Genomic DNA, 26,117 nt, shown 5'->3' on the forward strand with positions numbered 1-26,117 from the left:
ACACCCAGTAAACTGCCTTATAAGCAAAAAAACCTCCGCAAGCGGAGGTTTGAGTTATCCAGGGAGGGCGGACAACCTAAAACTTCTGGTTTATTCTCAGGTAATACGTTCTACCTAACACATCATATAAACCCACATTCACATCGCGATAATCGGCGTAGGTGTAATAGTTTGGTGTTTCAGCATCAAACACATTATTCACCCCTACTGTGATAGAGCCGTTATAAGCATGGGTATAACCAAACTGAATATTATGTTTAAAGTAATTATCGTAATAAACATAACGGTCGGTTTCTTCTAACTCATTGAAATAACTTGCTGATTGACTACCGATATAAACAACTGTCCATGCGGCAGAAAAATCATCGTATTTCCAACTGGTCGCAAAGTTACCGCGCCAATCGGGCGAGTCAGTCGACCCTGCGTAGTCGATCATGTCTGCTTCAGCGTTATCCTGCTTTTTAAAATCAAGCACATGAGTTAAATCCAGTTTGAAATTGAAATCCCCAAAGCCTGTTTCTAAGTTATAAGCCGTAACAAAATCGATACCTGAGGTCTCAACTGTAGCTAAGTTACGAACTCCGGCTTCAATATATTCAATCTTGCCATCAGGACCGCGCGTCACATAGGGAGAAGAACCATTCTTGATTTCATCACGCAGGATATCATCCACATCAATTGACTCAATTTTGTTGTCATAGGTGATTGAGTAATAAGATAACTCCAAGTTCCATGCGTCAGTGACATTCCAAACGCCGCCAAAGGTTAACGAGTTACCCTCTTCAGCCTCTAGATCAGGATTCCCTCCATACCAGGTTTTATGTTGATTATTAGTCGCGCAATATATGGCATCCACGTTACCAGGTTCATTACACCATAAAGAATCAACACCCTTCTCAAAACTCAAGGATTGAGACGAGAACATTTCGCTCATATTCGGCGCACGGAATGAGTCACCATAGCTAGCACGCAGTAATAACGTGTCTATAGGACGCCAGCTTAAACCAAACTTAGGCACTACGGCATCGAAGGTCGATGAATTAACAACTTCCCCCTGAGGCCCTGTGAGAGTTCCTTCCTGCTCATAGCGCTCATAACGTACTGCGGCAGAAAACTCAACATTGGCAGGTAAGCCTACTTGGAGTTCCAAATAAGCGGCGCTACGGTCACGTGTGGCATCCACATCATCCCCCCCCGAACCGCCGGAGATAATACCCGCGGCCGATTCTGGATCACTGGTTTGCTTAAACTTGATCATTTCATATTCAAGACCACCGACCATAGCGACTGAAAGATCACCGTCATCGAGCAGTAAGGTCGAAGCAAGACCATCCAATTGAGTACTTTCAAATTTGCCCTGATAAACCCCAGTATGCGCAGCTTTACGATACAGATCTGTCATCTGTTGATCCCACTGCTCATAACTCATTCCAGAGGTATTGAAAATATCATATTGCTCTGAATCAATTTCTTGCTGAATAATATCGTCGTTCAGTAAATTATAATTAAAACTATTTGTCGTCGATGTTGCGTGCTGGGCATTTAATTCCCAGTCGATACCATTCCCTGAATCTATTGTACCAACAAAGCCACCTAGAATATCAAAGTTGTTGGTTTCAGTTAATGTATCTCGCTCGCCAAGTTGCGCGCCTCGCATAGAAATCACTAATTCTTCGCCAACTGGATTAAACTTATTATCGGCACTCATCACAGGGGTATTCGTTGATACTGGCGTACCCGCATAACGGGTTTCAGTTTCTGCTAATGAAGCAGAAGCACGGCCTCGGAATTTTATATTCTCTGAAATCTCATAGGAGAAATTAGATAACAGCGAATTACGGGTTTGATCACCAAATAACTTAGTGACATTACCATGGTTATATAAACAACGACCATCACCTGAGTCTATGGTATTTTCCGTTTTTTCACATATATCTGAATTACTATACCAGCTACCGTTGCCTGGTCCATATTTACCGTTTGGTACTGAGCTATATCCACTATATGCGTTATAACTTGAATCGTCCATTCGCCAAATATCACGATCCATTACCGCTTTAGTATCATAATATTCATAGGTTAGCGTGATATTGCCTTTATCAGTATTAAAGCCCGTTGCAAGTGATAAACGGTTGGCATCGCCTCCTTCCACACTTGGCTGCTCAGTGCTGTAATCGAGTTGAAACCCTTCAAACTCCTTCTTAGTGATAATGTTTATCACACCCGCAACCGCATCGGAACCATATACTGCCGAGGCGCCATCGCGCAGGATTTCAATACGCTCCACTATAGCCATAGGGATAGAAGATGTATCGGCCACAGAGCCAGAGCTCGAACTCGTGCCCGGCATACGGCGTCCATCTAATAACACTAATGTCGCAGACGCTCCTAAACCACGTAAATTGACATCACTGGTTGAGCTTGCTCCTGATCCATAGCCAGAAATACCACGCCAAGAACCAAAGCTGTTTATCGCGGAGTTATTCAATACGTCAGCAACGGTTTTTTCACCCGTCATGGCAATATCCGCAGCATTAATGACAGTCACGGGTGAAACAGTTTCCATATCAACTTGTTTAATACGAGAACCCGTCACTTCAATGCGTTCAACTTTCGCATTTTCTTCTGCTGCACTTACCGCTGCAGAAAAGCCTATTCCAGAAAAAACCACACTGCTTGTCGCCACTGTAATTAAACTAGTACGAACGGCTTTGGCCGTTAAACTTAAATAGCGCATTAATCTCTCCTTGAGGTAAATAAAACCCTATGTTTGTTATTTTTATATTTGGCAAGCGAACTCTATTTCGCTGTAGGGATAATGTTAATGCGCAACATCTAAGTCAACCATTAAAAACAATTAATCTCAAATCAAAACAAATTGACACAAAATAAATCAACTTGAATATAAGATATCCGGATATACATCATGGGGTTAAGCAATGCAGACCTGTTGAATATATTAAATATTTAATTTGATACAATAAATATCAATTGTTAACCAAAAGAACACCGAGAAACTCACGCCACAAATGAATCAAAGTGTATCGCAAATAAAACGCTGAATATTAATTTACACTTAGTTAAATATTAATTAACCATAAAAAATGCCACTCATTTGAGTGGCATTAATATTGAAACACTGAGTAATGATTGATTACTTAAAGTTGGCAACCTTCAACACTTTTTGAGTTCTCATAAACAATATCGCCTACAGGATTGTAGTCAGCAGCTTTAATCACTTGTTTCTCTTTCAAGAAAGAATAGAGTAAATCAGCATCAACAAAACCCGTTTGAATTGGGCTGGTTAGTTTAGGATAACCGTCACCACCCGCAGCATTAAAGCTAGGTACAGTGAACTTATAAGTGGCTGTTGGGCTAAAATCCTTGCCACCGATGTCGCTGATGTTGGCTGTTTTAGCCACACAGTCAATGGTCATTTTCACACCAGTGATTTGTGCATAACCACCAGAACCAACTTGAAGACTGCCGACTGCGCCTAAATAAGCCGCAACTTCAGTACCCGTCATTTCGTTAAGGGTAACCATATTACCAAATGGCTGAACAGTCAGCACGTCACGGTAACTAATGTTGCCTGGTTGGATAGATGCACGTACACCGCCTGAGTTCATTACACCAAAATCAGCAGTCACTTTAGCACTTTGTGCCATCGCTAACATACGGCCTAAGTTAGTTTGCTTATTACGCACGTTTGCACGCTCACCATCTAACAGGGCATCCGTTGTCGCAATGACTTCGTCTAACTTAGCTTGACCTTTCTCTTGATAGTAAGAAAGCAGCTCTTTTAACTCTGAATCCGGTTCAATTTTAGTGCCAGCTAAGTCAGCAGTTTTCTTACCAGCATCATCCAGTTTGCGCATATTCACAGGGACAAGCTTGTAGCTCGCTAGATGGAGTTCACCGTTAAAGTATTCAAAATCTGCACGGCCAACATATTTACCCCATTCATGGGCTTGCATGATCCAAGTGCCATTTTGTTTATCAGGTGCACATGCATCACCAGGCTTAAAGGCTGCATAAGCTTTGTTGTCAGTTCCCGGTTCCATACACACTGGATTCTGTGAATGACCACCGATAACAACTTGTAAATCCCCTTCTTTCAATGCGCGAGCCATAGCTACATCGCCAGGGGCATTACTACCATTTTTACCATCCGCGTAATGACCCATGTGCGTGGTAGCGAAAATGATATCTGCCGCTTTGGCATCTTTAATTTCTTTAATCACTTTAGCAACTTCCACCTTAGGATCGGTGAATGTTAGATCGCTAATGTATTCTGGGTTACCAATCTTAGCAGTGTCTTCTGTCGTTAAACCAATAACAGCAACTTTAAGACCATTAACGTCAAATACTTTATAGGCATCAAAGTAACGCTCACCAAGAGTACCATCGGCATTTTTACGGTAAATGTTCGCCGCTAACATAGGGAATTCAGCAAGGCGACGCTGCATATCAAGTACTGATAACGGATTGTCAAACTCATGGTTACCAACAGCCATGGCGTCATAACCAATTTTATTCATGCCCGTAAAGTCTGGTATGGCATCTTGAAGATCAGATTCTGGTACACCCGTATTAATATCACCACCAGATAATAATAAGGTTTGACTGCCATTCTTACTCACTTCTGCACGAATTTGATCAACCAGAGTTTTCTGAGCGGCTAAACCGTATTCACCATCACTGTTTTCCCAGAAACGGCCATGGTTGTCATTGGTATGTAAAACGGTAAACGTTTTACAAGCACTTCCCGCTTCAGCACACGTTGTTGGAACTTTATCGTCATCACTATTATTACAACCCGCAAGTGCAGCGAGAACAGCAGTTGCAACTAATCCTTTAATAAGCATATGTCTCATTACATCAACCCCTTGATTTTAATTATTTTATCATAGAAAGATTGTCGTGAACTCCATCAAGTTCAGCGTCACGGATAATAGCAAATAATAAAGATAAATTGTGTCATTTTTATTAAAAACTTGACATTTATATGAAATTTGGCGGGCATTTTAAGAAGGATTTGTTTCATATAAAAAATAAGCTGAATGACTGATTTTTATATATTTAGAGAATACAAAATAAAAATGGAATAAATGGATTTTAATCGTTTGTTATAAATAACTTAGGAAATATGAAAAAACATCGCGATTGTTCCTTTAAAAAAACAAGCATGGGTAAATTTCAACTTACCGCATGCTGTTTTTATCAGCAATTAGACTTGTCTACATTTCAAATCGCTGTAATAACCATTTAGAAATCGCTTTCAATTGTTCAGGAATGACAGAATGTGGCATAGGATAAGTCTGCCACGTAACATGATAGCCGCCCGCCGTTAAGGCTTCTTTTGCTAACATTCCAGCGGATAATGGTACAACATCATCCTGTAGACCGTGTTGCTGTAATATGGGTGTATTGCGATTCGCCGCACTTAATTCAGCGGGTAACACATCGCCCGTCGGCAAATAGCAAGACAACGCCATAATCCCTGCAAGTGGCTCAGGGAAACGCAGTCCAGAGAATAAACTCATTACTCCACCCTGACTGAATCCCGCTAATACGATACGTTGACTCGCAATACCCGCCGCGATTTGTTCATTAATTAATGCGGCAACCCTTTTTTCCGACTCAAGCACGCCTTGCATATCGGCTCTGTCATGCAAATCCATGCTTTTAATATCGTACCAAGCGCGCATAACGTAGCCACCATTAATGGTCACTGCTTGCTCTGGTGCATGGGGAAAAATAAATCGAATAGCATGATCTACAGGTAAGCCTAATGCAGGCACTACGGGAGCAAATCCGGCCCCCGAATCCCCTAATCCATGTAACCAAATAACCACAGCCGTAGCAGGAGTCTTAGGTTCGACAACAATACGCTCAAGAGAAACTGACATACTAAAAATTCCCAATTCGATATTAAACACTCATCAACTAAAAAATGATGATAAATCTATACGTTAAACACTCATCACCACTCGGGCACAGGTTATTCAGCATCCATGCCCAGCACATCTTGAATCGCACGTAACTGAGCATTTGAGTCCAATACTAAGCTCCAACGTACACCGCCACCATCGGCGATCAGCATAGGAGGCTGACGTCTCAAGCCGATATCCTCAGCACTCGCTTGCAGTACGATACTGGCAACGTTGAGGCGCACTTGAACCTCAAACTCAGTAACGATTAACTTACCCTGCGAAAAATCTAACACCATTATGATAACCGCCCTATGTGAAAACGCCGTCATCATAGCAAACTTGTGCTCTTTTACCGATGGCATTTCCTGACCAGCATTCAAGCCATTAAAGTTTGATTACATTTGAGCTAACAGTGAGATAACAAATCCAGTGAATTATCAGGTAAACTTTTGCGCTAATAGAGTGGGTTAACAGAAAACCAAGCTGAATTGATGGTCTTATCGCCCCAAACTCGAACTAACATACTTCATCATTAGGCTACTATAAATAATGCTTTCACTTCGTCGAACCGTCCTTTACAGCACCCTAGTCTTTGCCCTGCAACTAATTCCCTGCGCTTATGCCAATAGCACGCCAAATACCTTAACCACTGAGCCTACTGCCACTGTTGTACAAGCTGATACGCAGCAGAACCAAGATGCATTGACCTACGCCAATTACACTGAAGTCAGCGTGAGTCATTTGGAAATAGCCCTTGTAGTTGATTTTAAGCAAAACCGCTTATCCGGTGAAGCCACCCTCGATTTAGCTTGGCATAAGGCGGGGAAAGAACTCATCTTAGATACTCGAGATCTGACGATTAACAGCGTAAGTGCTTTAAATACAGCGGGGAAATGGCAAAGCATGCCATTCACGTTAGCCAAAGCGGACGCTGTAAAAGGCGCGGCGCTGACCATCAAACTTGCTGATGAAAATAGTCAAAAGGTCAAAATCAATTACCACACATCGAATAATCCGTCTGGTATTCAATGGTTAACCCCTGAGCAAACCCAAGGTAAACAGTTGCCTTTTATGTTCAGTCAGAGTCAGGCGATTCACGCCCGCAGTTGGATCCCACTGCAAGATACGCCAGCCGTTCGCCAAACCTATAGCGCAACAATTACTGCCGATAAAGCCATCACTGTGGTCATGAGTGCCGATCGCAAGACCCTGTCGAGCACTCAGACCCAATTCACTATGCCGCAGGCTATTCCAGCTTATTTGATTGCTATTGCGGCAGGACATTTAAAGTTTGCTCCCTTAGATAACATCTCGGGCATTTGGGCTGAGCCAGAGATCCTCGACAAAGCGAGCAAAGAATTTGCCGACACGCCAGAAATGATCAAAATCGCGGCTAAACGTTATGGCGATTACCCTTGGGGACGTTATGACTTACTTATCTTGCCACCAAGTTTCCCCTTTGGCGGCATGGAAAACCCGCGTTTGTCTTTTATTACACCCACAGTGATCGCGGGTGATAAAAGCTTAGTGAGCCTCATCGCCCACGAACTTGCGCACTCGTGGTCGGGTAATTTAGTGACCAACGCCACTTGGCGCGATCTCTGGCTTAATGAAGGTTTTACGACCTATGTTGAGAATCGCATCATGGAAGACCTCTATGGCCGCGACCGGGCACTGATGGAGCAAACCATCGGCTACTCTGAATTGCTTGCCGAACTTGAAGAGCTCACTCCTGCCGATTCAGTGCTACATCTCGATCTCGGTAAACGTTCGCCCGACGAAGCCTTCAGCGGTGTCCCTTATGTAAAAGGCCAGTTGTTCTTAATATTTTTAGAGCAAAAATTTGGCCGTGAACGCTTCGACACTTTTGTGAAAAGCTACTTCGATCATTTTGCATTTCAGAGTATTACTACGGCGCAATTCCGTGAATATTTATCTTTGAATCTATTAAACAAATATCCCCATCTTGTCAGTGAAGGTGAAGTGGATACTTGGATTGAAGGTCAAGGTTTACCGTCATTTCTTGTGCCGCCCAATTCCCATGCCTTCGATGATATTGATGCTCAAAGACAAACTTGGCTCGAGGGTAAACTCAGTGCAAGCGAGTTGAAAACCAGCACTTGGACAGTCCACCAGTGGTTAAGATTCATCAATGAAATGCCAAGAGTCAATCTTGACCAAGCCAAACTTGCTGAGCTAGATAAGGCGTTTCATTTTACGGGCACTGGCAACAGTGAAATCGCTTTCGCATGGTATTCACTGGCCCTAGACAATGGCTATTACGCAGTACTACCCGCATTAAAACAACACTTAACCCATATTGGCCGCATGCGCTTAATCGTGCCTTTATATCAAAAGCTAGCAAGCTCTGATAAATACGACTGGGCCAAGAGTATCTATCTCAACGCTCGTTCTGGTTATCATCCCCAAACCCAAGCAAGCTTAGATATGATGTTTGCCGACAAACCACTCGAGCATGAACATAACCATTAGCGAGATAAAGAGCCATTAGCACCATAAAAACAAAAAGCCCAAACCTAGGTTTGGGCTTTTGCTATTCAGTCTTAAGACTCGATTCATTCAACTCATACTGAACTTATACTCCACTCACATGGAGTCAGATAAAGCCAAGTTCGAAGCCGAGCCTGAAGCCTAAAGATTAGTGGTGATGGCCACCTGCACCATGGGCATGACCGTGGGCGATTTCTTCATCACTCGCATCACGTGCACCTACGACTTCAATATCAAATGTCAGTTCGCGGCCGGCTAATGGATGGTTTACATCCACAGTCGCCATAAACTTACCCATTTTAACGATAGTCACTTGGCGCTGACCTTGGTCGGTATTAACCACAGCTGTCATGCCTGGTTTCCACACAGTCGCACCCAGTAAATGCTTAACTGACACACGTTGGTGTGCGTCAGCATCAGCTACACGCTCACCGTAGGTTTCAGCGGCAGGCAAAGTCACAGTGAACTTTTCACCTATAGCTTTACCGTTTATCGCGTTTTCTACACCTGGCATCATGTTGTCATGACCGTGTAAATAGGCAATAGGATCGCGACCTTCGTTCGTCTCGATCACTTCACCTTTCTCGTCGCGCAGTGTGTAGTTAAACTGCACAACCATATCGTCTTTAATGCTCATCGAATATCCTTTGATTTTCTTCGATTTCAATTGTGGGCCGAGCTTAACAAAACTGCGCTTTTCACTCCACTTTTTTATCCGGCCTCAAAGCACTCAGAGCCTGCAGCGAGCGCTCTTTGGTTACAGTGGCTACAGTAACTAAAGTGATAGTCCTAAAGCAGTAAACACCTCTGGGCTTGGGAAGCCATCGGCAATCATCTGTTTGCTACGTTGAAAGGCTTGCAACCCTGCCATAGAGTTACGTCCCAACACACCATCAGGCTTACCAACATCAAATCCAGCCTCGTTCAGTTTTGTTTGCAGTTGCTTTACTTGCTCGCGGCTTAAGCGTGGTTGCTCAGGCGGACTGACCGTCAAGGGTTGTCCACCATTAATACGATCGGCTAAGTGCCCAACCGTAATGGCATAAAATTCGGAGCGATTCCAACGCATGATCACATTAAAATTCTCATAACCTAAAAAGGCTGGGCCTGTGTGTCCCGCAGGCAAATACAGCGCAGCTTGAATATCGACGGCAGGCAAAGGTTGCCCATTCGACTGCGTTACATTGAGCGCAGCCCATTCCGATAACGACAAGGGCTGTTTCGCACCTAAATGACTGTAACTAAAATCCTTTGGCAACAAGACTTCACGCCCCCAACGCTGATTACGCTGCCAACCTAAGTGCTGCAAAAAATTCGCGGCAGAAGTGAGCGCATCTGTGGTGCTATTCCATAAATCGGCCTTACCATCGCCATCGCCATCGACCGCATATTTAGCATACGCAGAAGGCATAAATTGCGTATGTCCCATAGCACCTGCCCATGATCCCACCATAGTGTCATCATCGAACTGATACTTTTCTTTCAGTTTTAAGGCTTGCATCAGCTCTATGGTGAAATAATTGCTACGGCGTGGCTCACAGGCCAAAGTCGCCAGCGAATTCAATACCGACATTTTGCCTTTATAGGAACCGTAGTTCGTTTCTAGTCCCCAAAAAGACAAGATATATTGCGGTGGGACGCCGTATTTTTGCGCTAATTGATTAAGTAAGACACTGTGCTTTTGCAGTAAACGGCGGCCTTCATTGACGCGCCATTCGGTCGCGCGCTTACTGAAATAATTATCAAATGTCTGGCTGAATTCGGGTTGCTGTTGGTCCAGCTCAATCACTCGAGGGACAAATTTCAAGTTCGCAATGGTAGAGTTTATCGTCGCCTCTGACAGGCCTTCTGCACGTGCCCGCGCTTGCAGTCCAGTCAAGCACATTGGAAACGCCTCAGCATTAGATTGTACGCTAGCACTGATATCGGGCATTTGATTGACTTCAGCAGCAATGCCACTTGCGTTAGTGCTGGTTGCGTTAGCACTCGCCGTTGGCGCACTTGAACAGGCACTCAGACTGACACAGGCGGCAATACTCGCAAACAGATAAGTTAACCCTTTAATTTTAATCAAATCAACAACTCCAATATTTGATCTCACAACAATCACACTGTTGTGGCTAAACACGACAATATTCCGTCTTCAAGAGGGAATTGCCCTAGAGAGATATTCGCCTTGGCATAACGAGTGAAAGGTTAGAATCTAAAACACCTTTAACGGCCAAGAGCATAGAAGACATGTTTCTCCGCCACGTAAAGCCCCTATCTGAGCCACATTTAGTCAGTAAAATAGCCAGTACCAAGGCGACTCATTACCAATAATCCTGACCCATAGTGACACGTAACACAATCCTTATCGCCATAAATACCTTGCGGCATAGGCTTATTGCTCAGTTATCCAACACAAAAAAAATCTTAACAAAGAATCCCTTGGTATCGCAGCACGTTACCGTATAATGGATAAGTTAACAGCACACATCAAAGAGACCTATCATGACTGAAATCAATGCGGCTTTGGCTGGCTTTATCAAAAATGTAAAACAACATCAGACGCTTTGGGGTCTAATGGATGAAACTGGCGAAGGCTGGGTCGTTTGTGATTCTTCAGAATTTGAAGACACAGATGTGATGCCATTATGGTCAAATGAAGCTACTGCAAAATCCCATTGCAGCGACGAATGGCACGACTATCAACCCGTTTCTATTTCATTAGAAGAATTTCTAGAATATTGGGTCTCAGATCTAAACGACGATGGTGTATTGATCGGTGTTGATTGGCAAACCGATGAAGATTGTCTTGAACTTGATCCGATTGTTTTAGCAAAAGATTTGGTTGATGTTGAAGAAGTTTAATCGCTTCAGTATGCCATTGATGACATCAAGGACTGAGGTGCTCATTCCTTGATGTCTGCTATTCCGCTTATCGATATTCCCTTCGACAAACGCCATACTTGCTGGTTTTGTGGCGAACCGAGCCATCAACACTTCGAATATATCGCACACACACATACACCACATGCTTCGTTAGCTGTGCCCGCCTGCAGCGAATGTTTGCGATTAGCCAAACAACATACTCTTAGCTCCATTTGGGATTGTCGTATGGCCGTCAAAGATGCACTAATGCGTATTTATGCGAAACACCTCGCCATTGGGATTAATTGGACCGAAGAAGAGCTTGCTGAGTCCGAATTCTCCTGCAAAGTGTTTGAAGGTTTTAAAAAAAGTGCTTGGATGATGTACCAAATTGCCCGCGACCGTATCAATGCGCCCGGTTGGCCACTGGTATTAGAGGGCGAAGAAATTGACGACCAAGGTTATAACGCAGGTTTTGAATTCGATGGCGTGACTTTTAATTCAGTCAATGCCGCAATTCAGTACTACTCGACACAATTCACCTTAGATCCACAGTTTTTTGCCGAACTGGTAAGCCTCGTCGGTCGATCAAGATTCAACTATGCCTTAAGGCTCGCCCGTATCCATATCGCCGCCGCCAAAGAAATGAAGCGCCAAGTATTACACGATGTAGCAGCCGAATTAGCGTTATAATCTAGCGAGTTATAGGTAGTGGGTTGGCAGATGTTTGCAGAAAAGCAGTTGAAAAGGTAGCAGTTAAAAGAATGTGATTCAAAGACCGTATTAAAAACTGTTATTAAAGCGTTCATTCAAAGCGCCGAACCTATCGATGATCGACTCAAGGTCAATCACCGATAGTTCGAATCTCAAAATGCGATCAGTGATTGATCACTTGTCTTAATCTTTCTTGCACCACTTCCACCAGCAAATCCGGTTGGAACTTAGAAATAAACTTATCACAGCCCACTTTTTCAACCATGGCATGGTTAAAACTGCCACTCAACGAAGTATTTAAGGTGATGAATAAATCCGACATAGCTTTATCGCTACGCACTTCAGAAGTGAGCTTATAACCGTCCATTTCGGGCATTTCGGCATCGGTAATCATCATCAATAATTCTTTGGCAACTTGTTTACCTTCATCACGCCATTTCTGCAATAACGTCAGTGCTTGTAAGCCATCAGATGCCTCAATAATTTCGATACCCAGTTGGCCTAACGTTTCACGCACTTGACGTCTGGCGGTCGATGAATCATCCACAATCAGAATTTTTCTACCTGGCATTTCATGGACTAAGGTTTCGTCGAGTACACCTTCAGATAAACGGATATCGTAGTGAATGATCTCCGCCAATACTTTTTCTACGTCGATAATAGACACTAACTGCGACTGACCTTGATGCTCTATGCGAGTAATTGCCGTTAGATAATTATTACGCCCAGCCGTTTTCGGCGGTGGCATAATATCGCTCCAAGTCATGTTGATAATGTGTTCAACCTTACCGACTAAGAAACCCTGCACACTACGGTTATATTCTGTGATGATCATATTGGCATCTTCGTTAGGCGGCACGGGCTTAAACCCTATGGCCGAACGTAAATCAATCACGGGGATAGAAATTCCGCGAATATTAGCAACACCAGAAATATGCGGATGACTACCCGGCATCGCATTCAAGGGAGGAAGCTTGACAACTTCTTTGACTTTAAAGACGTTAATGGCAAATAACTGCGTGGAATTAATGCTAAAGAGCAACAACTCAAGTCGGTTCTCACCAACGAGTTTGGTACGCTGATCTACGGTTGCAAGTACGTTTGCCATAATGCTGCTTCTCTACTCTTGAGGAAAATCCTTTCCCCACATGCGACGGATTAGCTCAAATTATAGCGGTAAACTCCCATGAAGAACCATGCCGAGAGTCTATTTTATCTAAAAATTACAACCACTCTCGCAAAGTTCGGCCATAAACTTCGTTTAGCGCATCGCAGATATCTATATCCCTAAGCTGATATCTTCAGATAATACGCGACATTGCTAATATTTGGTCTTAGTGCTAGCGCAATCATTTAATCCTAACGATTCAATTTAGGTTAAGCATCAACTCTAACGCCTAACGCAATATTTTCTGGGCGAGCACCATACCCGCAAGATTAAAGGCATTTCTATCGCGGACAATCTTAAATCCCAGCTGGCGCAATACCGTTAACAAATCACTATGATTAAAGCGATTTTGCTGTGGATGCTCAAATAAGCGTCGGCTCAATGGATTACAAATTGCGGCACGATATAAATCCTCTATCACAAAGTATCCATTCGGTTTCAGCACCCTTGCAACTTCCTTAATGGCCGCTTGCCACTCTGGAATATGGTGGAATACGGCAAAATCAAACACCATATCAAACTCGCCATCGGCAAAGGGAAGACTAGAAGCATCGGCAACCGAGAAACTCAGCCCTTTTAACCCTTGCGGCCGAGATTGCCAGCGGGATTGTGCCGCAGCAACCATGTCAGGGTCGATATCCACGGCCGTGATATGTCCCGCGCCAAAATGTTCGCGGATCAACTGAATGCCGTTACCAAACCCACAACCTATTTCTAATGCGCGTTCGCACAAAGCCATAGGTTTTGGCATCATAGAGGTCAATAAGGGCGCTTCGAGATGATTTTGTAGCCAAAAACGTAATGGATGCTGAACGATCTTTTTCTCAAATGGATTTAATTTCATGCCATCCTCTCACTATGGGTAAACTACTGTTGAATAATTTTACTGATCGAACTGCCATTATGGTACGTAATGATAGGAACATAAGTTCACCAGAGGCCACGATGAAATTACCTCTTTTTCCATTACCCATTTGTTTATTGCCCGAAGGTTACACACAACTGCGGGTATTTGAACCTAGATATAAACGCTTGGTCGCCGAATCATTAAAGTCAGGCCAAGGCTTTGGCTTATGTATGCTTGAAGAGGATGGTAAAACCATTCAGCCCATAGGCACCTTAGTGCATATTATTGATTTTGAAACCCTACCCGATGGCTTTTTAGGGATCAGTATTCAAGGTGCGCAGCGCTTTAAACTCAATGAAATCCGTGTCGAAGACGATGGATTAAAGCGCGGCGATGTTAGCTTTATCGACAATTGGCCTGCGACACGTATTGCGACCGATGAGCGTTACTTGAGCCAAATGTTACAAAATATCCTCAAGGAATATCCGCAACATCTCAAGCACTACCAAGCGGAACAGTTCGAAGATATTGCTTGGGTCTGCCAACGCTGGCTAGAAATATTACCCGTGCAAGCCTCCGAAAAGTACACCTGCATTAATGCCTTAGATCATATTATGACCCGAGACCTATTGCGAGCCGTGATAAAATAGCCCTGTGAATGATCCTTTATTTAAGCCACTCCGTATTGATTGATAGTTTGACAGTAAAACTGGGCTCAGAAACGAATCAAGCCTCTCAATGTTGTCGTTACTGATGTCAACATCAGGACTAACGACTGTGATAAGAGCGAAAATAATGGAAAATATTCAATCACAAAGCAGGCAAAATCGGTATCATGGCTCTATCACGTCTCTGACTCATTCGGCTATGGATAACGACATTCCCGCTGTTAAAACCTGCGAGCCTCAAGCAGATGCTTTAATCACGTTTATGCTACAAGTAGCAGACAAACGAGACAGAGCCGCCTTTGGGCATTTATTCCAGCATTTTATGCCCAAGATCCGCGCCTTTGGTTTACAAAGACTGAATCAACAAGGCTTAGCCATGGATTTAGTTCAAGAAACCATGACCAGCGTGTGGACTAAGGCCCATCTGTACAATGCAGAGAAAGGCTCAGTGACAACTTGGGTGTTTACCATAATGCGTAATCAGTGTTTCGATATGCTGAGACGAGTACAACACAATAAAGAAGATACCTTTGGCGATGATATTTGGCCGCTGTGCGATGCGACCATGGCTCAAGACACACTCACTGATCATAAATTGACGGCGAAACTCCTCCAACATCTTGATGCCCTTCCCCTAGCGCAACGACAAGTCGTGCAAGGTATCTACATGCAAGAACTCACTCAACAAGAGCTAGCCGATGCCCTAAAGGTACCAATTGGGACCATAAAGTCCCGTTTAAGATTAGGGCTAGAAAAGTTGAAAAGCTTCTTGGAGACACACAATGATTAAGCATCATCCCCAACAAGAATTACTCGTGAGCCATGCTAATGGGAACTTACCTTTATCAATGGCGATAGCAATATCCGCACACTGCGCCCTATGTGAGGCTTGTCGAGAGCAGCTTGCCCTATTCACAGAACAAGCTGCAAATTTAGCATTAAATCCTGATGGCGGTCATGCTGCAAATGATATGGGCGAAGAGTTGATGCACAGAGAGTATGTTGAGGTGCAACACTCTGGCGACAATCAAGAATCGGCATTGGACATTGACGCTATGATGGCGCAAATCATGGCTCAACCGGCAGCGACAAATGTGCCTAATAACGCCCCTATCGATGTCAACATAAAGCAACAGCATTACACTGTGCCCTCGGTGTTTCGTCAGCATTTGGCCCGTCCATGGCAAATATTAGGCAAAGTCAGTCGCATGCGTTTTGATGTCGACGAAACGAACACCCGCGCTAGCCTATTGCATATAGATGCCCAAGGTGAAATCCCCCAACATACCCATAAAGGTTATGAACTAACACTATTGCTAGCCGGAGAGTTTTCCGATCTTAATGGTGACTATGTGCCAGGTGATTTTATCGTGCTTGACGGCCAACATCATCACTCACCGAAAACCATTAACGGTTGCTTATGCTACACAGTATTAGATGCACCGCTGCATTTTACCAAAGGTCTGAGTAAGCTACTAAATCCCATAGGTGAACTGATTTATTAAACCTTTTGACTGAGCTTTTTAAACAAGAGCAAACGTATAGATTCATTTATAAATTCAGTTTAATAATTCCATTACATAACTGACTACGATTAATCCCATTAAAATGACCTATTTTAGTGGGATTTTTTATAACATTTACCTATAAAACGGCAATATTAACCTTAGTCAATTACCACAAAAATAAAAACGAACCCATAAACAGGCCTGACAATTCCTATTTAAATCAAATGAATAGTCGCGAAAAATACACTTTAATTCAACATTAGCAAATAAATAATGACATCGAATAAAAATTAAACTTGCATAAGCCATTTTTATTGATATACTGCACGTCGTTTTGAGATACACCTTGTTGTTTACCTTTTTAACCCAGCCTGATATTTAGCAATCAGAGTTCGGTCCTCATAAAGAAAGCCTACTACAAGCAAAACCCCATAAGCTCAATCATTCGATATCACTAAAATCATGTGGTTATGTCTGTGAACTTACCGTTCTCCTTGTTGTCATAGTATTGTCATTAAGCTATGGTCAACTGGTTGAATCGAGTTATTCCATTGACGTAATCGACAACATGAAATATTTATCGATTAAGCATCTCTTGATTAATGAATCAAAGATGGGGTAACCTCGATACTCAATAGAACGAATCTTTCGCACAATTGCTAAGGATATTTTATAGTTACAACTATCTCACCTATGGGTGAATTAACAAAAAGGAGTGTGGCATATGTCATACAAAATTAATGGACATGAAATTACAGTGAACTTCCCTGTAGATTCAATCTCAGTAAATAAAACCTCAATTGCTTTTACCGATCGTCAAGGTAAAAACAGACAGACTTTTTCTAAACGTACAGAAGCCATCAGCTTTATGAAATGGTTATTGTCCGCGAACAAATAAGTCAAAAAGTAAGTAAAACGATAAGTTAAAAATTAATACCGCAGTACCCGTTTACTCAAGTGTATTTAATCGGTTTCCATTATCTTCGCAGTACCGAGCACTTAAGTAGACTGATAGCCGAATGTCACGAACACGCTATCCTTTTTTACGTCATTATGACGAGCACATTTGGTTCAGGCTGTATCTCTCTCACACAGATACCTGCCGAACCAAATGAGTCAAATCCAGCGTTAGATCACCTCTTTCCATTGCAGCATCCGCTAATATTCATACACATGAATACTGTTCAGCACATCATCTATGCCAAAACCCAATACTCAAATTGCCATGCAAACCTTGATAAACCAGATCAAAGAGACTATTCCACTCAATTTAGAAGAAGCACAACTGTGCCATGGACAATGTTTAGGTTGTTCGAAGAAAATGCTGGAAATGTTAGATGCCGAAATCAGTTATTGGCAATTTAGTGAGGTGGCGCCTAGCCTAAAAGATTTAAAAAACCTCGAAAACATTGGCCGTCGTACCTATAAAATTCTTAAACGGAACCAGTTACTGTCTTAATCGCTTGTATTTGCATTTGACTATTTATGGGGCGTTTTACTTACGCGACTTAAAATAAATTCAAAACTTAACTGACAATATGACCCTAATAGAAATCACATTGCCAGTTTTATCTTCGCTATTGTCGATAGCCGTTAAAAATCACAAATCGATAGGCTCAACTTCTAGACTCTGCCAACCTTGCGCGAATATCTGCCAAAGAATATTCCGTTAATAGTTCACCATCGGCAAATACGGGGACAAACTCGCAATTGTTGACATCTTGCCAGCGGGCTTGATCTTTAAGATAAAATTGACCCTGCTCATCTTTAAATACCGCCACTAAACCCTTAGCGGATTTTTTAGTGCCATCATCTGTTTTAGGATCTTTAAATATTTCTCTGTCTTTACCATCAACTTTCGCAAAGGTCGCTTTCACGGCATAACCGTCAGTATCTCGGGTCACGTGTTGATAGGTAAAACTGCCAATTCCAAACACAATATTAGTTGACGCAAAACCTTTAGCCTTTAAGCCAGCACAAATGGCTTCAGCACGTTCAATGGTGATTGAATCGCCATAGATCAGTCCAACATGGCTATTCAGCGCTTTGTAACCTTTGGCAGTTGTGCTACCCCCAAAGACGTCCCACAGACACTCAATAGCGCCTTTATATTCGGGACTCCCGATTGGTGCTTGTGGATCGCCACAAATGATCTTCACAGGGCAACCTGTATCAGGCCTAAACACTACTTTGCCATCGCGGGCAAGAATGCGGTCTTTTAACGCTAAGGTGAATTCTGTCATCACCTGCCAAAAATCCCAAGAATCTGAAACAATGCTGACAATGCCCGTTGGGTAAATATCTTCAATCAAACGTCGGAACGTCTCTAATTCATTCTCCATACCACCCGCACACATGACACTGTGCTCCGTTGCGGCCACACTGCCACCGATAAGTTCTTTATCACTATCAGCAAGGTAATATTGCTCAAGAAAATCAATCGCAGGAATGGTATCTGTGCCCGTAAAACTGAGTAAATGGGCGGCGCCGCTCATAATCGCGGCCTCTGCACCATACATGCCACGGAAACTAAAATCGTGACCCTGCCAATCAACAAAAGCGATGTCACCATCGGTTTCTAGCGCGTAAGTCTCAAATATTTTGCGGTATTGCAGCGCGGTAGTAGCACTGGTACACATGCCCCACACATTAGCGGAAAGGATGGTTTCGAGATAATTGGTCAACCAAAAGAACCGCTCATCGGTATTGTACAAAATCAAGCAAGGCACTTTTAATGGATACACTGAGCCTTCAGGTAATGCCATAATTTTAATTGGTAAATAGCCTAAATCATGCAACTCCTCAATATGCTGAGTGCCAACATTATTCGGCCCGAGATAGTTATTGATACGGCGGGAGAATTGGCGAATGACCTGATCTTTAGGTTGTTGAAAGAAATCACGATTCCAACTGTCGATCAAGAAATGCTTGATAAAATATTGCAAGCCAAAAAACACCATTTGGTCAGTGTAACCACGACGGGATTTACGGGCAGTCAGGTTACTAAAAATCACCTGAGTATTATCGGGATATTGACGACGATGGTCGACTTTGTAGCCATCAATAGCAGTAACGGGATTCAAGTACATAATATTTTCCTTAATGATTCATATAACTCAAAACAGCATGGCAATGACAGAACTCACTCGAAATATGTTTGGGGACACCTAAACTATCGGTACAAAATAATCTGTCTATGCCCGCCTCGCGCAGTACCAACTCGCTGGCCTTATCTTCATAATGTGACACGATCAAAATAACGCTTTGGGCCCCCTTTTGCTTTAATTTGATGGCAAGTTCAATAAAGGTTCTGCCACCCGCGCAAATGTCGTCGACGATTAAACAAGTTTTACCCGACAAGTCATCACAGAACACTTCAGTAGCGATAATATGCCCATTGACCACATCACGATGTTTATCGGCCCTGATCACCGGCATTCCCTGTAACGCTTTAGCTAAGCCGAATACTTTTTTATTCGCCCCCGCATCGGGCGAGACTAACACTAGCTCCCCCGTTAATTGGGCTGCGATCGCTGCGACAAAACTGTGGTTATCTATTACCTGAACTCGGTCTAACAATGCGGCGGTGACATCGCTGTGAGGGTCAAAAACGGTGACCGAAGCATATTGCTGCTGATTAATTAGGCTAGCATAGACTTTTACCGACAAGGCCTCACCGGCATTACACACTCTATCTTGGCGAGCACCCGGCATATAAGGCAGTAACAGATCAATTTGCTCTGCACCACTGCGACGCAATGCATCAGTTAACAACAAGAGCTGCATGATGGAATAATCGCCACGATAACCGAAGAAAACTGTGACGCGTTTCGCTGGAGGAACCAGTAGTTGAACATGGTTTTCCCCCGCACCAAATTGAAATAAACGGTAGTGAGTCTCATCGCTAGCTGCGGGTAACCGATAAAAATCGGCTTGCGAACATTGAGCGTGAGAAGCATCTTGAGACGTTTGAATACGTTGAGACATAGTAACCTCCTGTCTGTGGCAAGATTGCCGAAATTGACGGCGCCCTTGTTGTCTACATGAATAATAGTGTCTTAAAGACATTATTGTGTAAAGTTGATTTTTAGACTATTTCAGACGGAGCAACCTGAAATGTTATGCTTAAATGGCATATAGTGTCTTTTGGACACTATTGATGGGAAAGACAACTAAGAAGCTACAATATGGGTATCGAGTAATACAAGAACCGGAGACATTAAGGCAAAATCAGTAATTAAACAGCCTTTACTGATTCAAAGTCACCATGAATAAGGCATAAGCAGTCGCCGTTACTCATATTGAGCAAGGCGAATATCTTGCTTAAATCCATATTCACTGTGATCAACATTCTAAATTTCTTAAGAAGCGATACGATGCGGTATTGGGTTTCAAGCGGTATAAATTAGCGGGACGACCCCGTTCGGTGCGCTTTAATCCCGTATCGATCAATAAATCAGCCTGTTCAACCCGCCGACGAAAAGATTTACCTTGGATAGGCTTACCCAGTAGAACCTCATGTACATGCTGCAATTCTGGCAAGGTAAAAGGTTCAGACAGTGCAAATCCTGGCACTAAAGAATATAAGGCTTTTTGTGTTAAGCGTTCCCGCGCTTGCTCAATTAACTGCAGATGATCAAACGCCAAGGGCATCTGCAACACATCTGCTAATGGCCACCACTTAACATCACTCACTGAATCAATCTGAATTTGGCAAGCTTGATAACTCATCAAGGCGGTATAACATACAGTCACAGACCAGCCTCTTACATCACGACTACGATTACCCACAGTGCATAGCTGCTCAATATAAGGTGGCACTACCGCGGTTTTCTCATGCAGTTTACGTAATACAGTTTGCTCAAGGGATTGATCGCAATTTTCATCGATAAACCCACCAGGTAATCCCCATAAACCTAAAAATGGATGATTTGAGCGTTGTACTAAGAGTACTTTAAGTTGCTGATCGTGATAGGTAAACAATACGGCATCCACTGTCAGTAGCTGAGCCTTAAAAACCTTAGGATCATAATTAGCGAGATATTCCGCTTCAGTCATTGATATTCCCCATCGTTACAAATCATCAGCTTAACTTAGCATTACACAGCTTCAAACATATTATGTCTTAGCGTCACTAAGTCAATGATCAGAGGCACAGAATAAGCCACTTTGCCCAAATTTACGCTGATAACGTGGCAACATGGTCTCGTTCCCGAGTAAGCCACCTTGGTGAATATACATCACAGGACGAGAGCCTCCGCCTTGTAAATATTCCTCAAGCACAATAAAACCTAAGGGATCGTAGAGTAATTCAAACTGCACGCCTGAGGCGCAGACCCGCTGCCACATGGCATAAAATTCGGGATAAAGTTTACCAAAATGATATTTCTTGCCGACATTAACAATCTGTGGATGCTCACTGGTATTGGAATTAAGTAAGGAAAATTGCAAGCGCAAATAATCATCGCCACCGACAACGGCACAAGTCACGACGCGAATATCCGTTTGCTGACGGATAAAATGCTGATTTAAAAATAACGCTGTCGTTCCCGTCCCCGAAGGTAAAAACACCGTTAAATCAACCAATCTATTCGCCTTCGCAAACTGTATTATCTCTTGCGCCAATCTATTCACCCCATATTCGGCGTAAGCACAGCGACCACCCTCTGGGATAAAAAGCGCCGTCGGCTCATTCACGAGTACTTGAGCCTCGATATAATCTTGGCAACTCAGCCGCACATCGCCCACTTGCACAGTAGGCTCAGGACTAGCATTAAGATTTGACAAAACGTGAGGTTCAGATTGAGGCTGAGTGCACGCCTGCTTTTGTGCTATTAACACACTTAAATCGATAATATTAGCGCCATTCGCTAAAGCGGCAGCGTAATTGCCCGTAGGATATTTAACCACTTGACTGGCAATATGATCTACATAAAAATCACATTGCCAGCCTTTCATCTTCGCTAATTTTGACAATGAATACAGTGAGTTAGCTAATGGCGAGCCATAACCTATCACCTTGCTGATGCCTGCAAACTCATGATCTAAAAAATAGCCGAATTTGCGAGCTTTATTGCCACTAAACGCCGGATGCAGTAAATCATCACGTTTTAGGAATATGTCTCTGCCAGCAAAGGCAAATGTATCGACAGGGGAATTTGCAAACATCAAGCTACTCAAACGATTAAATTCTCTGTTTTTTAAACCAGTTAAGGGAAGGCTAGTGTAACTCCGCCCTTCCTGTTACGCCCTTAAGAAATTATCAATTTGGCGAAAAACTAGTGAAAATGACACATGAATCTCGAACACATATAATTAACCCATTGATTATGAATAATTTAAATAGTTGGCATAGTTATCGCTTAGACATTGACATATATTCAATTTATCGAAGCTAACGATAAAGGCTAACAGGGTAAACATAAGGAGTTTTCAATGGCTGTATTACGCTTAATATTCAACATAGCTTGGTTTGTACTCGGCGGATTTGTAATGGGACTCGCTTGGTGGCTCGCAGGTATCCTGTGTTTTATCAGTATCATTGGTATTCCCTTCGGCCGCGCCTGTTTTGTTATCGGCGAAATGACCTTTTGGCCCTTCGGCCAAGAACAAATGAACCGTCGCCACTTAACTGGACGTGAAGACTTGGGCACAGGTGCATTAGGCATGGTAGGAAATATCATTTGGTTCTTACTGTTTGGGATCTGGTTAGCCATAGGGCATTTGGTCCACGCCTTAGCTTGTTTTGTGACGATTATCGGTATTCCCTTTGGGATACAGCATCTTAAGTTAGCTTTACTCAGCCTCACACCGATAGGCCAAACCGTAGTGGCTAAAGCTTAATAAGACAATGTGTTAACTGCGCTATTCACTCTCGATTATTTGGTTTCAAGAGTGGATAACGCTTTGTCATCCCATACAGCAAATATCGCTTCGTTTAAGGCTATTTCTTCCTCCAATAAATCGTTGCAATCATATTGAGTATTGGCAGGCTCACTATCCACAGAAAACTGCACTTGCGGCTTAGTCGCCCCCACAATGTCCAACAGATAATGCGCCAGTTTTGCGGGTGCATCTATAGCGGCATCGTGACCACAATACGCGAGTACAATCAAATCGGTGTAAAAATGCCGTGCTAACGCCTTACTCGATGCCATACTCACCAGCGCATCACGGTCACCGCAGAGCACAGTTATCGGTACTTCCACTGCCAATGGACATTGGTATTGAAAAGCCGCCCAAAGTTGTCGCCATACATTGCGTCTACTTGGTGTGGTATCGCGGCGAAACTCACTCCACTTGACAATTAAATCTCGGTCTCGCCGATGACGAAAACTGGTTAAACGCACTATAGTCGACTCGATTGGATGTAAAGCGTTACCCCGAGCCCGCATGAAAAAAGCCTTCAATGCATTCAGCGGGTTAAATCTTTGATACCAAGACGATAAATTTGCCGCACTGCTGTTTAATACAAAGACATGCCTTATCTGCCAAGGTCGCTGGCATGTCATTTCCAGCGCCAACATACCGCCCATAGACAAGCCGAGGAGATAAATAGTCTCCCCTTCCTGTACCTGCTCATCCAATTGCTGCCACACGGCATAGGCATAATCAGCAATCTTAAGCGGACTTAATTCGTGGGATAGCGTCCCATTGCCCGGAAGATCCGGTGTCAGCACTCGCAATCCCTTTTGTCGCAGACGCTGATCGAAACCATTCCAATGGCGCTGATCACGCATTAACCCCCTTAATATCACCCAAGTGGTCATGACTGAGACTCCCGATACCAATAATGCCATGCACGCTCTGTCAGCTCAGCCAAACGTTCAGGTGTTAACTGCTCTAACGATTGGGCATAGGCCGCTTCCATCATAAATTGCATGAGTACTGTATGCCTGCGTAAAATCCTGTGGTGACGATGTGTTTTTTGTGGATTAAAAAAGCCAGCAAAATTAAATATTTGTCTAGGATTCTTCTTTATCCATGCCCAAGATCCCATCTCTAATGTCAAAGGTAAAAATGGCACCTGAGCAGAAGGATCAGCCACTTGGTGCTGGCGATAGAGATAATCCCAAATATCACCATGAGTGCGATAAAACTGGCTCTGCGGCGCCAACCGATAATGGCCGTGATGGGGATAACTCTGTTCAAATAATTGTTTTAGATGAAAAATATAATTGGCATTTTCGAAGGCGGTACGGGTATGGGCGTAGGGGAACCAGATATGATCACTCAAGCCAAATCCCGAGTGGGCATCGAGCGAAATCAAACTTGTGCTGCGACTCAACAGTTGTTGTACATAGGCAACTAAGCCCGCAGTTTCCAGCTCCATTCCCCCAATACCGCGATACCAGGGCAGCCGTGACGATATACGCTGTCCTCCCACCATAAAGGACACTTTTTCACGGGATTCTATCGGAGCGTTACGCATTAAATCCACTTGATTACCATTGCCCCGCGTTCCCATGAATAACCCAACAGGATTCACTACAGGTACAAAAGCTAACCGCAGGCCCGTTAACATCTGTTGTAGATGTTTATCCCAAACAAGCCGCTGCAATAAACTGTTTAACAATGCCAAAATAACTTGAGATCCAATACGTTCAACCCCATGCACGCCACCCACAAAGAGCACTGTCGGACAAGGCGTATCTGTACCACCTAACTCAACACTGTAAAGGGGGAAATGCTCTTGGCGGAATGGAATGTCGGCAAGGATCTGATAATCCAACTTAAGATGATGAGTATCAATGAGTTGCTGCAGCGTATCTAACTCAAATGGAAGCTCAAAAGGAAGTTTCTTCATGTCACCTTAATCAATAAAATGAGAGAACTACTCATGCCGTTAAAGTGATACTAATAGTGAACAAAGACAAAATGATGACAAACTGCATATCAGAAGTGACTTTACGGGGAAATAGGCGGAAAAATAGCGAGTAAAACAAAGAATAAACTATCCTAAAACCCTACATTAGTCTTCACGATAAAGTAGCTCTCCAATGATGGTTTCTACGTCAACCTGCGCTAAACCTTGGTCAACAATATCTCGCCAACGCCGTCCCTCTTCTGTATTACGAAACGCGATATAGAGCTGCTTATTCGCCAGAATTTGCCGATTGATTTGCAACTTTGTCGCCAGCGGCTGTAAGGGCTTTTGCTTGAGTAAATAGTGCAGAACGTTGACATCAATCACCGCGGCATCAATCCGACCTGCGGCAACTTTTTTGACATTATGCTCATCCGAAGTCACAGCTTCAGTCCGCTGAACACCAGAAACGATCATGCGATCTAAGGCCTGAGTATTCACATAATCTTTCACCACACCTAAGGTATAGCGATTAAGATCTTCAATATAATTCCAACTTACTGGATGGGACTTTTGCTCCACCAGCCCCAATGGACTTTCGCCAATCGGTTTTGAAAAGATAAACTTTTCAGTCTCTACATAGTATTCAGGAAAATAACCTATGTAGTCAGAGTTCGGCATAGTCGTAAGTTTGACAGCGCGGCTCCACGGATAAAAATCCACTTTTAACTGATGTCCCATGACGTTCAGCGCCGCCCGTACCACGGCAATACTGGCACCCTGCTCCGTTAATTGCTCTCCTGAATAAGGCGGCCAAAGTAAAGAAGTAAGCATTAAGGTATCCGCTTTAGCTACGCTCAATCCCATAAAGGAAAGACAATACACAAGGAGCATTGAACGCCATCGAACCATTTAGTACTCCTTTGCCTGCATGGATTTACGACTACATCATCGACAACTCAACGCTTTCGTTTTTATCTGCCGAGATTTTATGACTGGTTAGATTTTATGACTAGTTTTAGTATAGCCATCAAGCCACAGTGGGGAAGTGAAGTTTTGTTACAATTAGAATAACGACATTAGCAGCAAAAGCTAACTCAAAGTAC

General features: G+C 43.3%; 24 protein-coding genes. 9 read left to right on the top strand and 15 right to left on the bottom strand.

Translation table 11 applies throughout. The features are described from left to right. Nucleotides 1-76: 76 nt before the first annotated feature. The 4 genes from L5M18_RS06670 to L5M18_RS06685 form a co-directional block, all read right to left on the bottom strand. Nucleotides 77-2,737, bottom strand: a complete 2,661-nt coding sequence (locus tag L5M18_RS06670; protein WP_263196317.1) for a TonB-dependent receptor — start codon at nt 2,735-2,737, stop codon at nt 77-79. Nucleotides 2,738-3,158: 421 nt separating this feature from the next. Beyond that, on the bottom strand, nt 3,159-4,877 hold the full coding sequence (gene ushA, locus L5M18_RS06675) for a bifunctional UDP-sugar hydrolase/5'-nucleotidase UshA (protein ID WP_105252205.1): 1,719 nt from the start codon (nt 4,875-4,877) through the stop codon (nt 3,159-3,161). A gap of 363 nt (nt 4,878-5,240) precedes the next feature. Beyond that, nucleotides 5,241-5,912: an alpha/beta hydrolase gene (locus L5M18_RS06680; RefSeq protein WP_219255626.1), complete on the bottom strand. Its 672-nt coding sequence runs from the start codon at nt 5,910-5,912 to the stop codon at nt 5,241-5,243. Nucleotides 5,913-6,004: 92 nt separating this feature from the next. Continuing rightward, nucleotides 6,005-6,232 carry a DUF3389 family protein gene (locus L5M18_RS06685; RefSeq protein WP_006082094.1) on the bottom strand — a complete coding sequence of 76 codons (228 nt, stop codon included), beginning with the start codon at nt 6,230-6,232 and terminating at the stop codon, nt 6,005-6,007. Between the two features lie 253 nt (nt 6,233-6,485). On the opposite strand from L5M18_RS06685, the gene L5M18_RS06690 reads away from it, so the two are divergent. Further along, complete coding sequence (locus tag L5M18_RS06690) at nt 6,486-8,429, top strand: M1 family metallopeptidase (RefSeq protein ID WP_263196318.1); 1,944 nt, start codon at nt 6,486-6,488, stop codon at nt 8,427-8,429. A gap of 166 nt (nt 8,430-8,595) precedes the next feature. On the opposite strand, the gene L5M18_RS06695 is transcribed toward L5M18_RS06690, so the two are convergent. Further along, nucleotides 8,596-9,084: a peptidylprolyl isomerase gene (locus tag L5M18_RS06695; RefSeq protein WP_105252202.1), complete on the bottom strand. Its 489-nt coding sequence runs from the start codon at nt 9,082-9,084 to the stop codon at nt 8,596-8,598. A 138-nt stretch (nt 9,085-9,222) separates the two neighbouring features. Further along, nucleotides 9,223-10,521 (bottom strand): lytic murein transglycosylase, encoded by a 1,299-nt coding sequence (locus L5M18_RS06700; RefSeq protein WP_263163011.1) that lies wholly within the window; start codon nt 10,519-10,521, stop codon nt 9,223-9,225. 419 nt (nt 10,522-10,940) lie between these two features. Here L5M18_RS06700 and L5M18_RS06705 point away from each other — a divergent pair, with 419 nt between their 5' ends. Then, nucleotides 10,941-11,300, top strand: coding sequence for a DUF2750 domain-containing protein (locus L5M18_RS06705; protein ID WP_028759614.1), 360 nt, complete (start codon nt 10,941-10,943; stop codon nt 11,298-11,300). Nucleotides 11,301-11,351: 51 nt separating this feature from the next. Next, a complete protein-coding gene (locus L5M18_RS06710; RefSeq protein WP_263196319.1) occupies nt 11,352-11,993 on the top strand; it encodes a hypothetical protein in 642 nt (213 codons plus the stop codon). Nucleotides 11,994-12,177: 184 nt separating this feature from the next. On the opposite strand, the gene L5M18_RS06715 is transcribed toward L5M18_RS06710, so the two are convergent. Both L5M18_RS06715 and L5M18_RS06720 read right to left on the bottom strand, forming a co-directional pair. Then, entirely contained in the window at nt 12,178-13,122 is a 945-nt protein-coding gene (locus L5M18_RS06715) for a chemotaxis protein CheV (RefSeq protein WP_105252200.1), read from the bottom strand. A 289-nt stretch (nt 13,123-13,411) separates the two neighbouring features. Next, complete coding sequence (locus L5M18_RS06720; RefSeq protein ID WP_263196320.1) at nt 13,412-14,026, bottom strand: class I SAM-dependent methyltransferase; 615 nt, start codon at nt 14,024-14,026, stop codon at nt 13,412-13,414. Between the two features lie 101 nt (nt 14,027-14,127). On the opposite strand from L5M18_RS06720, the gene L5M18_RS06725 reads away from it, so the two are divergent. From L5M18_RS06725 to L5M18_RS06745, 5 genes are all read left to right on the top strand, one after another. Continuing rightward, nucleotides 14,128-14,679, top strand: coding sequence for an LON peptidase substrate-binding domain-containing protein (locus L5M18_RS06725; RefSeq protein WP_263196321.1), 552 nt, complete (start codon nt 14,128-14,130; stop codon nt 14,677-14,679). A 145-nt stretch (nt 14,680-14,824) separates the two neighbouring features. Next, a complete protein-coding gene (locus L5M18_RS06730; RefSeq protein WP_263196324.1) occupies nt 14,825-15,487 on the top strand; it encodes a sigma-70 family RNA polymerase sigma factor in 663 nt (220 codons plus the stop codon). After that, nucleotides 15,480-16,202: a ChrR family anti-sigma-E factor gene (locus L5M18_RS06735; RefSeq protein ID WP_263196326.1), complete on the top strand. Its 723-nt coding sequence runs from the start codon at nt 15,480-15,482 to the stop codon at nt 16,200-16,202. Before L5M18_RS06730 ends, L5M18_RS06735 begins: the two co-directional genes overlap by 8 nt. Nucleotides 16,203-16,929: 727 nt before the next feature. Further along, entirely contained in the window at nt 16,930-17,103 is a 174-nt protein-coding gene (locus tag L5M18_RS06740; protein WP_006082106.1) for a hypothetical protein, read from the top strand. A gap of 300 nt (nt 17,104-17,403) precedes the next feature. Further along, nucleotides 17,404-17,664 (top strand): hypothetical protein, encoded by a 261-nt coding sequence (locus tag L5M18_RS06745; protein WP_263196328.1) that lies wholly within the window; start codon nt 17,404-17,406, stop codon nt 17,662-17,664. Nucleotides 17,665-17,821: 157 nt separating this feature from the next. Here L5M18_RS06745 and L5M18_RS06750 read toward each other — a convergent pair whose 3' ends face one another. The 4 genes from L5M18_RS06750 to L5M18_RS06765 form a co-directional block, all read right to left on the bottom strand. Then, nucleotides 17,822-19,294 (bottom strand): nicotinate phosphoribosyltransferase, encoded by a 1,473-nt coding sequence (locus L5M18_RS06750; RefSeq protein ID WP_263196330.1) that lies wholly within the window; start codon nt 19,292-19,294, stop codon nt 17,822-17,824. A 10-nt stretch (nt 19,295-19,304) separates the two neighbouring features. After that, a complete protein-coding gene (prs, locus tag L5M18_RS06755; protein ID WP_263196332.1) occupies nt 19,305-20,192 on the bottom strand; it encodes a ribose-phosphate diphosphokinase in 888 nt (295 codons plus the stop codon). 357 nt (nt 20,193-20,549) lie between these two features. Beyond that, complete coding sequence (locus tag L5M18_RS06760; protein WP_113940909.1) at nt 20,550-21,263, bottom strand: NrtR DNA-binding winged helix domain-containing protein; 714 nt, start codon at nt 21,261-21,263, stop codon at nt 20,550-20,552. An 81-nt stretch (nt 21,264-21,344) separates the two neighbouring features. Beyond that, on the bottom strand, nt 21,345-22,373 hold the full coding sequence (locus tag L5M18_RS06765) for a pyridoxal-phosphate dependent enzyme (RefSeq protein WP_263196334.1): 1,029 nt from the start codon (nt 22,371-22,373) through the stop codon (nt 21,345-21,347). Nucleotides 22,374-22,640: 267 nt separating this feature from the next. Here L5M18_RS06765 and L5M18_RS06770 point away from each other — a divergent pair, with 267 nt between their 5' ends. Then, nucleotides 22,641-23,048, top strand: coding sequence for a YccF domain-containing protein (locus L5M18_RS06770; RefSeq protein WP_028759602.1), 408 nt, complete (start codon nt 22,641-22,643; stop codon nt 23,046-23,048). 35 nt (nt 23,049-23,083) lie between these two features. Here L5M18_RS06770 and L5M18_RS06775 read toward each other — a convergent pair whose 3' ends face one another. The 3 genes from L5M18_RS06775 to L5M18_RS06785 all read right to left on the bottom strand — a co-directional run bounded on the left by L5M18_RS06775 (nt 23,084) and on the right by L5M18_RS06785 (nt 25,923). After that, the gene (locus L5M18_RS06775; protein WP_263196361.1) at nt 23,084-23,974 is read right to left on the bottom strand and encodes an alpha/beta fold hydrolase; all 891 of its coding nucleotides are present in this window, start codon (nt 23,972-23,974) and stop codon (nt 23,084-23,086) included. Continuing rightward, entirely contained in the window at nt 23,971-25,011 is a 1,041-nt protein-coding gene (locus L5M18_RS06780) for a M14 family metallopeptidase (protein WP_263196336.1), read from the bottom strand. Before L5M18_RS06780 ends, L5M18_RS06775 begins: the two co-directional genes overlap by 4 nt. Nucleotides 25,012-25,176: 165 nt before the next feature. Further along, the gene (locus L5M18_RS06785) at nt 25,177-25,923 is read right to left on the bottom strand and encodes a substrate-binding periplasmic protein (protein WP_212601317.1); all 747 of its coding nucleotides are present in this window, start codon (nt 25,921-25,923) and stop codon (nt 25,177-25,179) included. Between the last annotated feature and the right edge of the window lie 194 nt (nt 25,924-26,117).

Source organism: Shewanella sp. SM20, from assembly GCF_025654545.1.
Classification (GTDB): domain Bacteria; phylum Pseudomonadota; class Gammaproteobacteria; order Enterobacterales; family Shewanellaceae; genus Shewanella; species Shewanella oncorhynchi.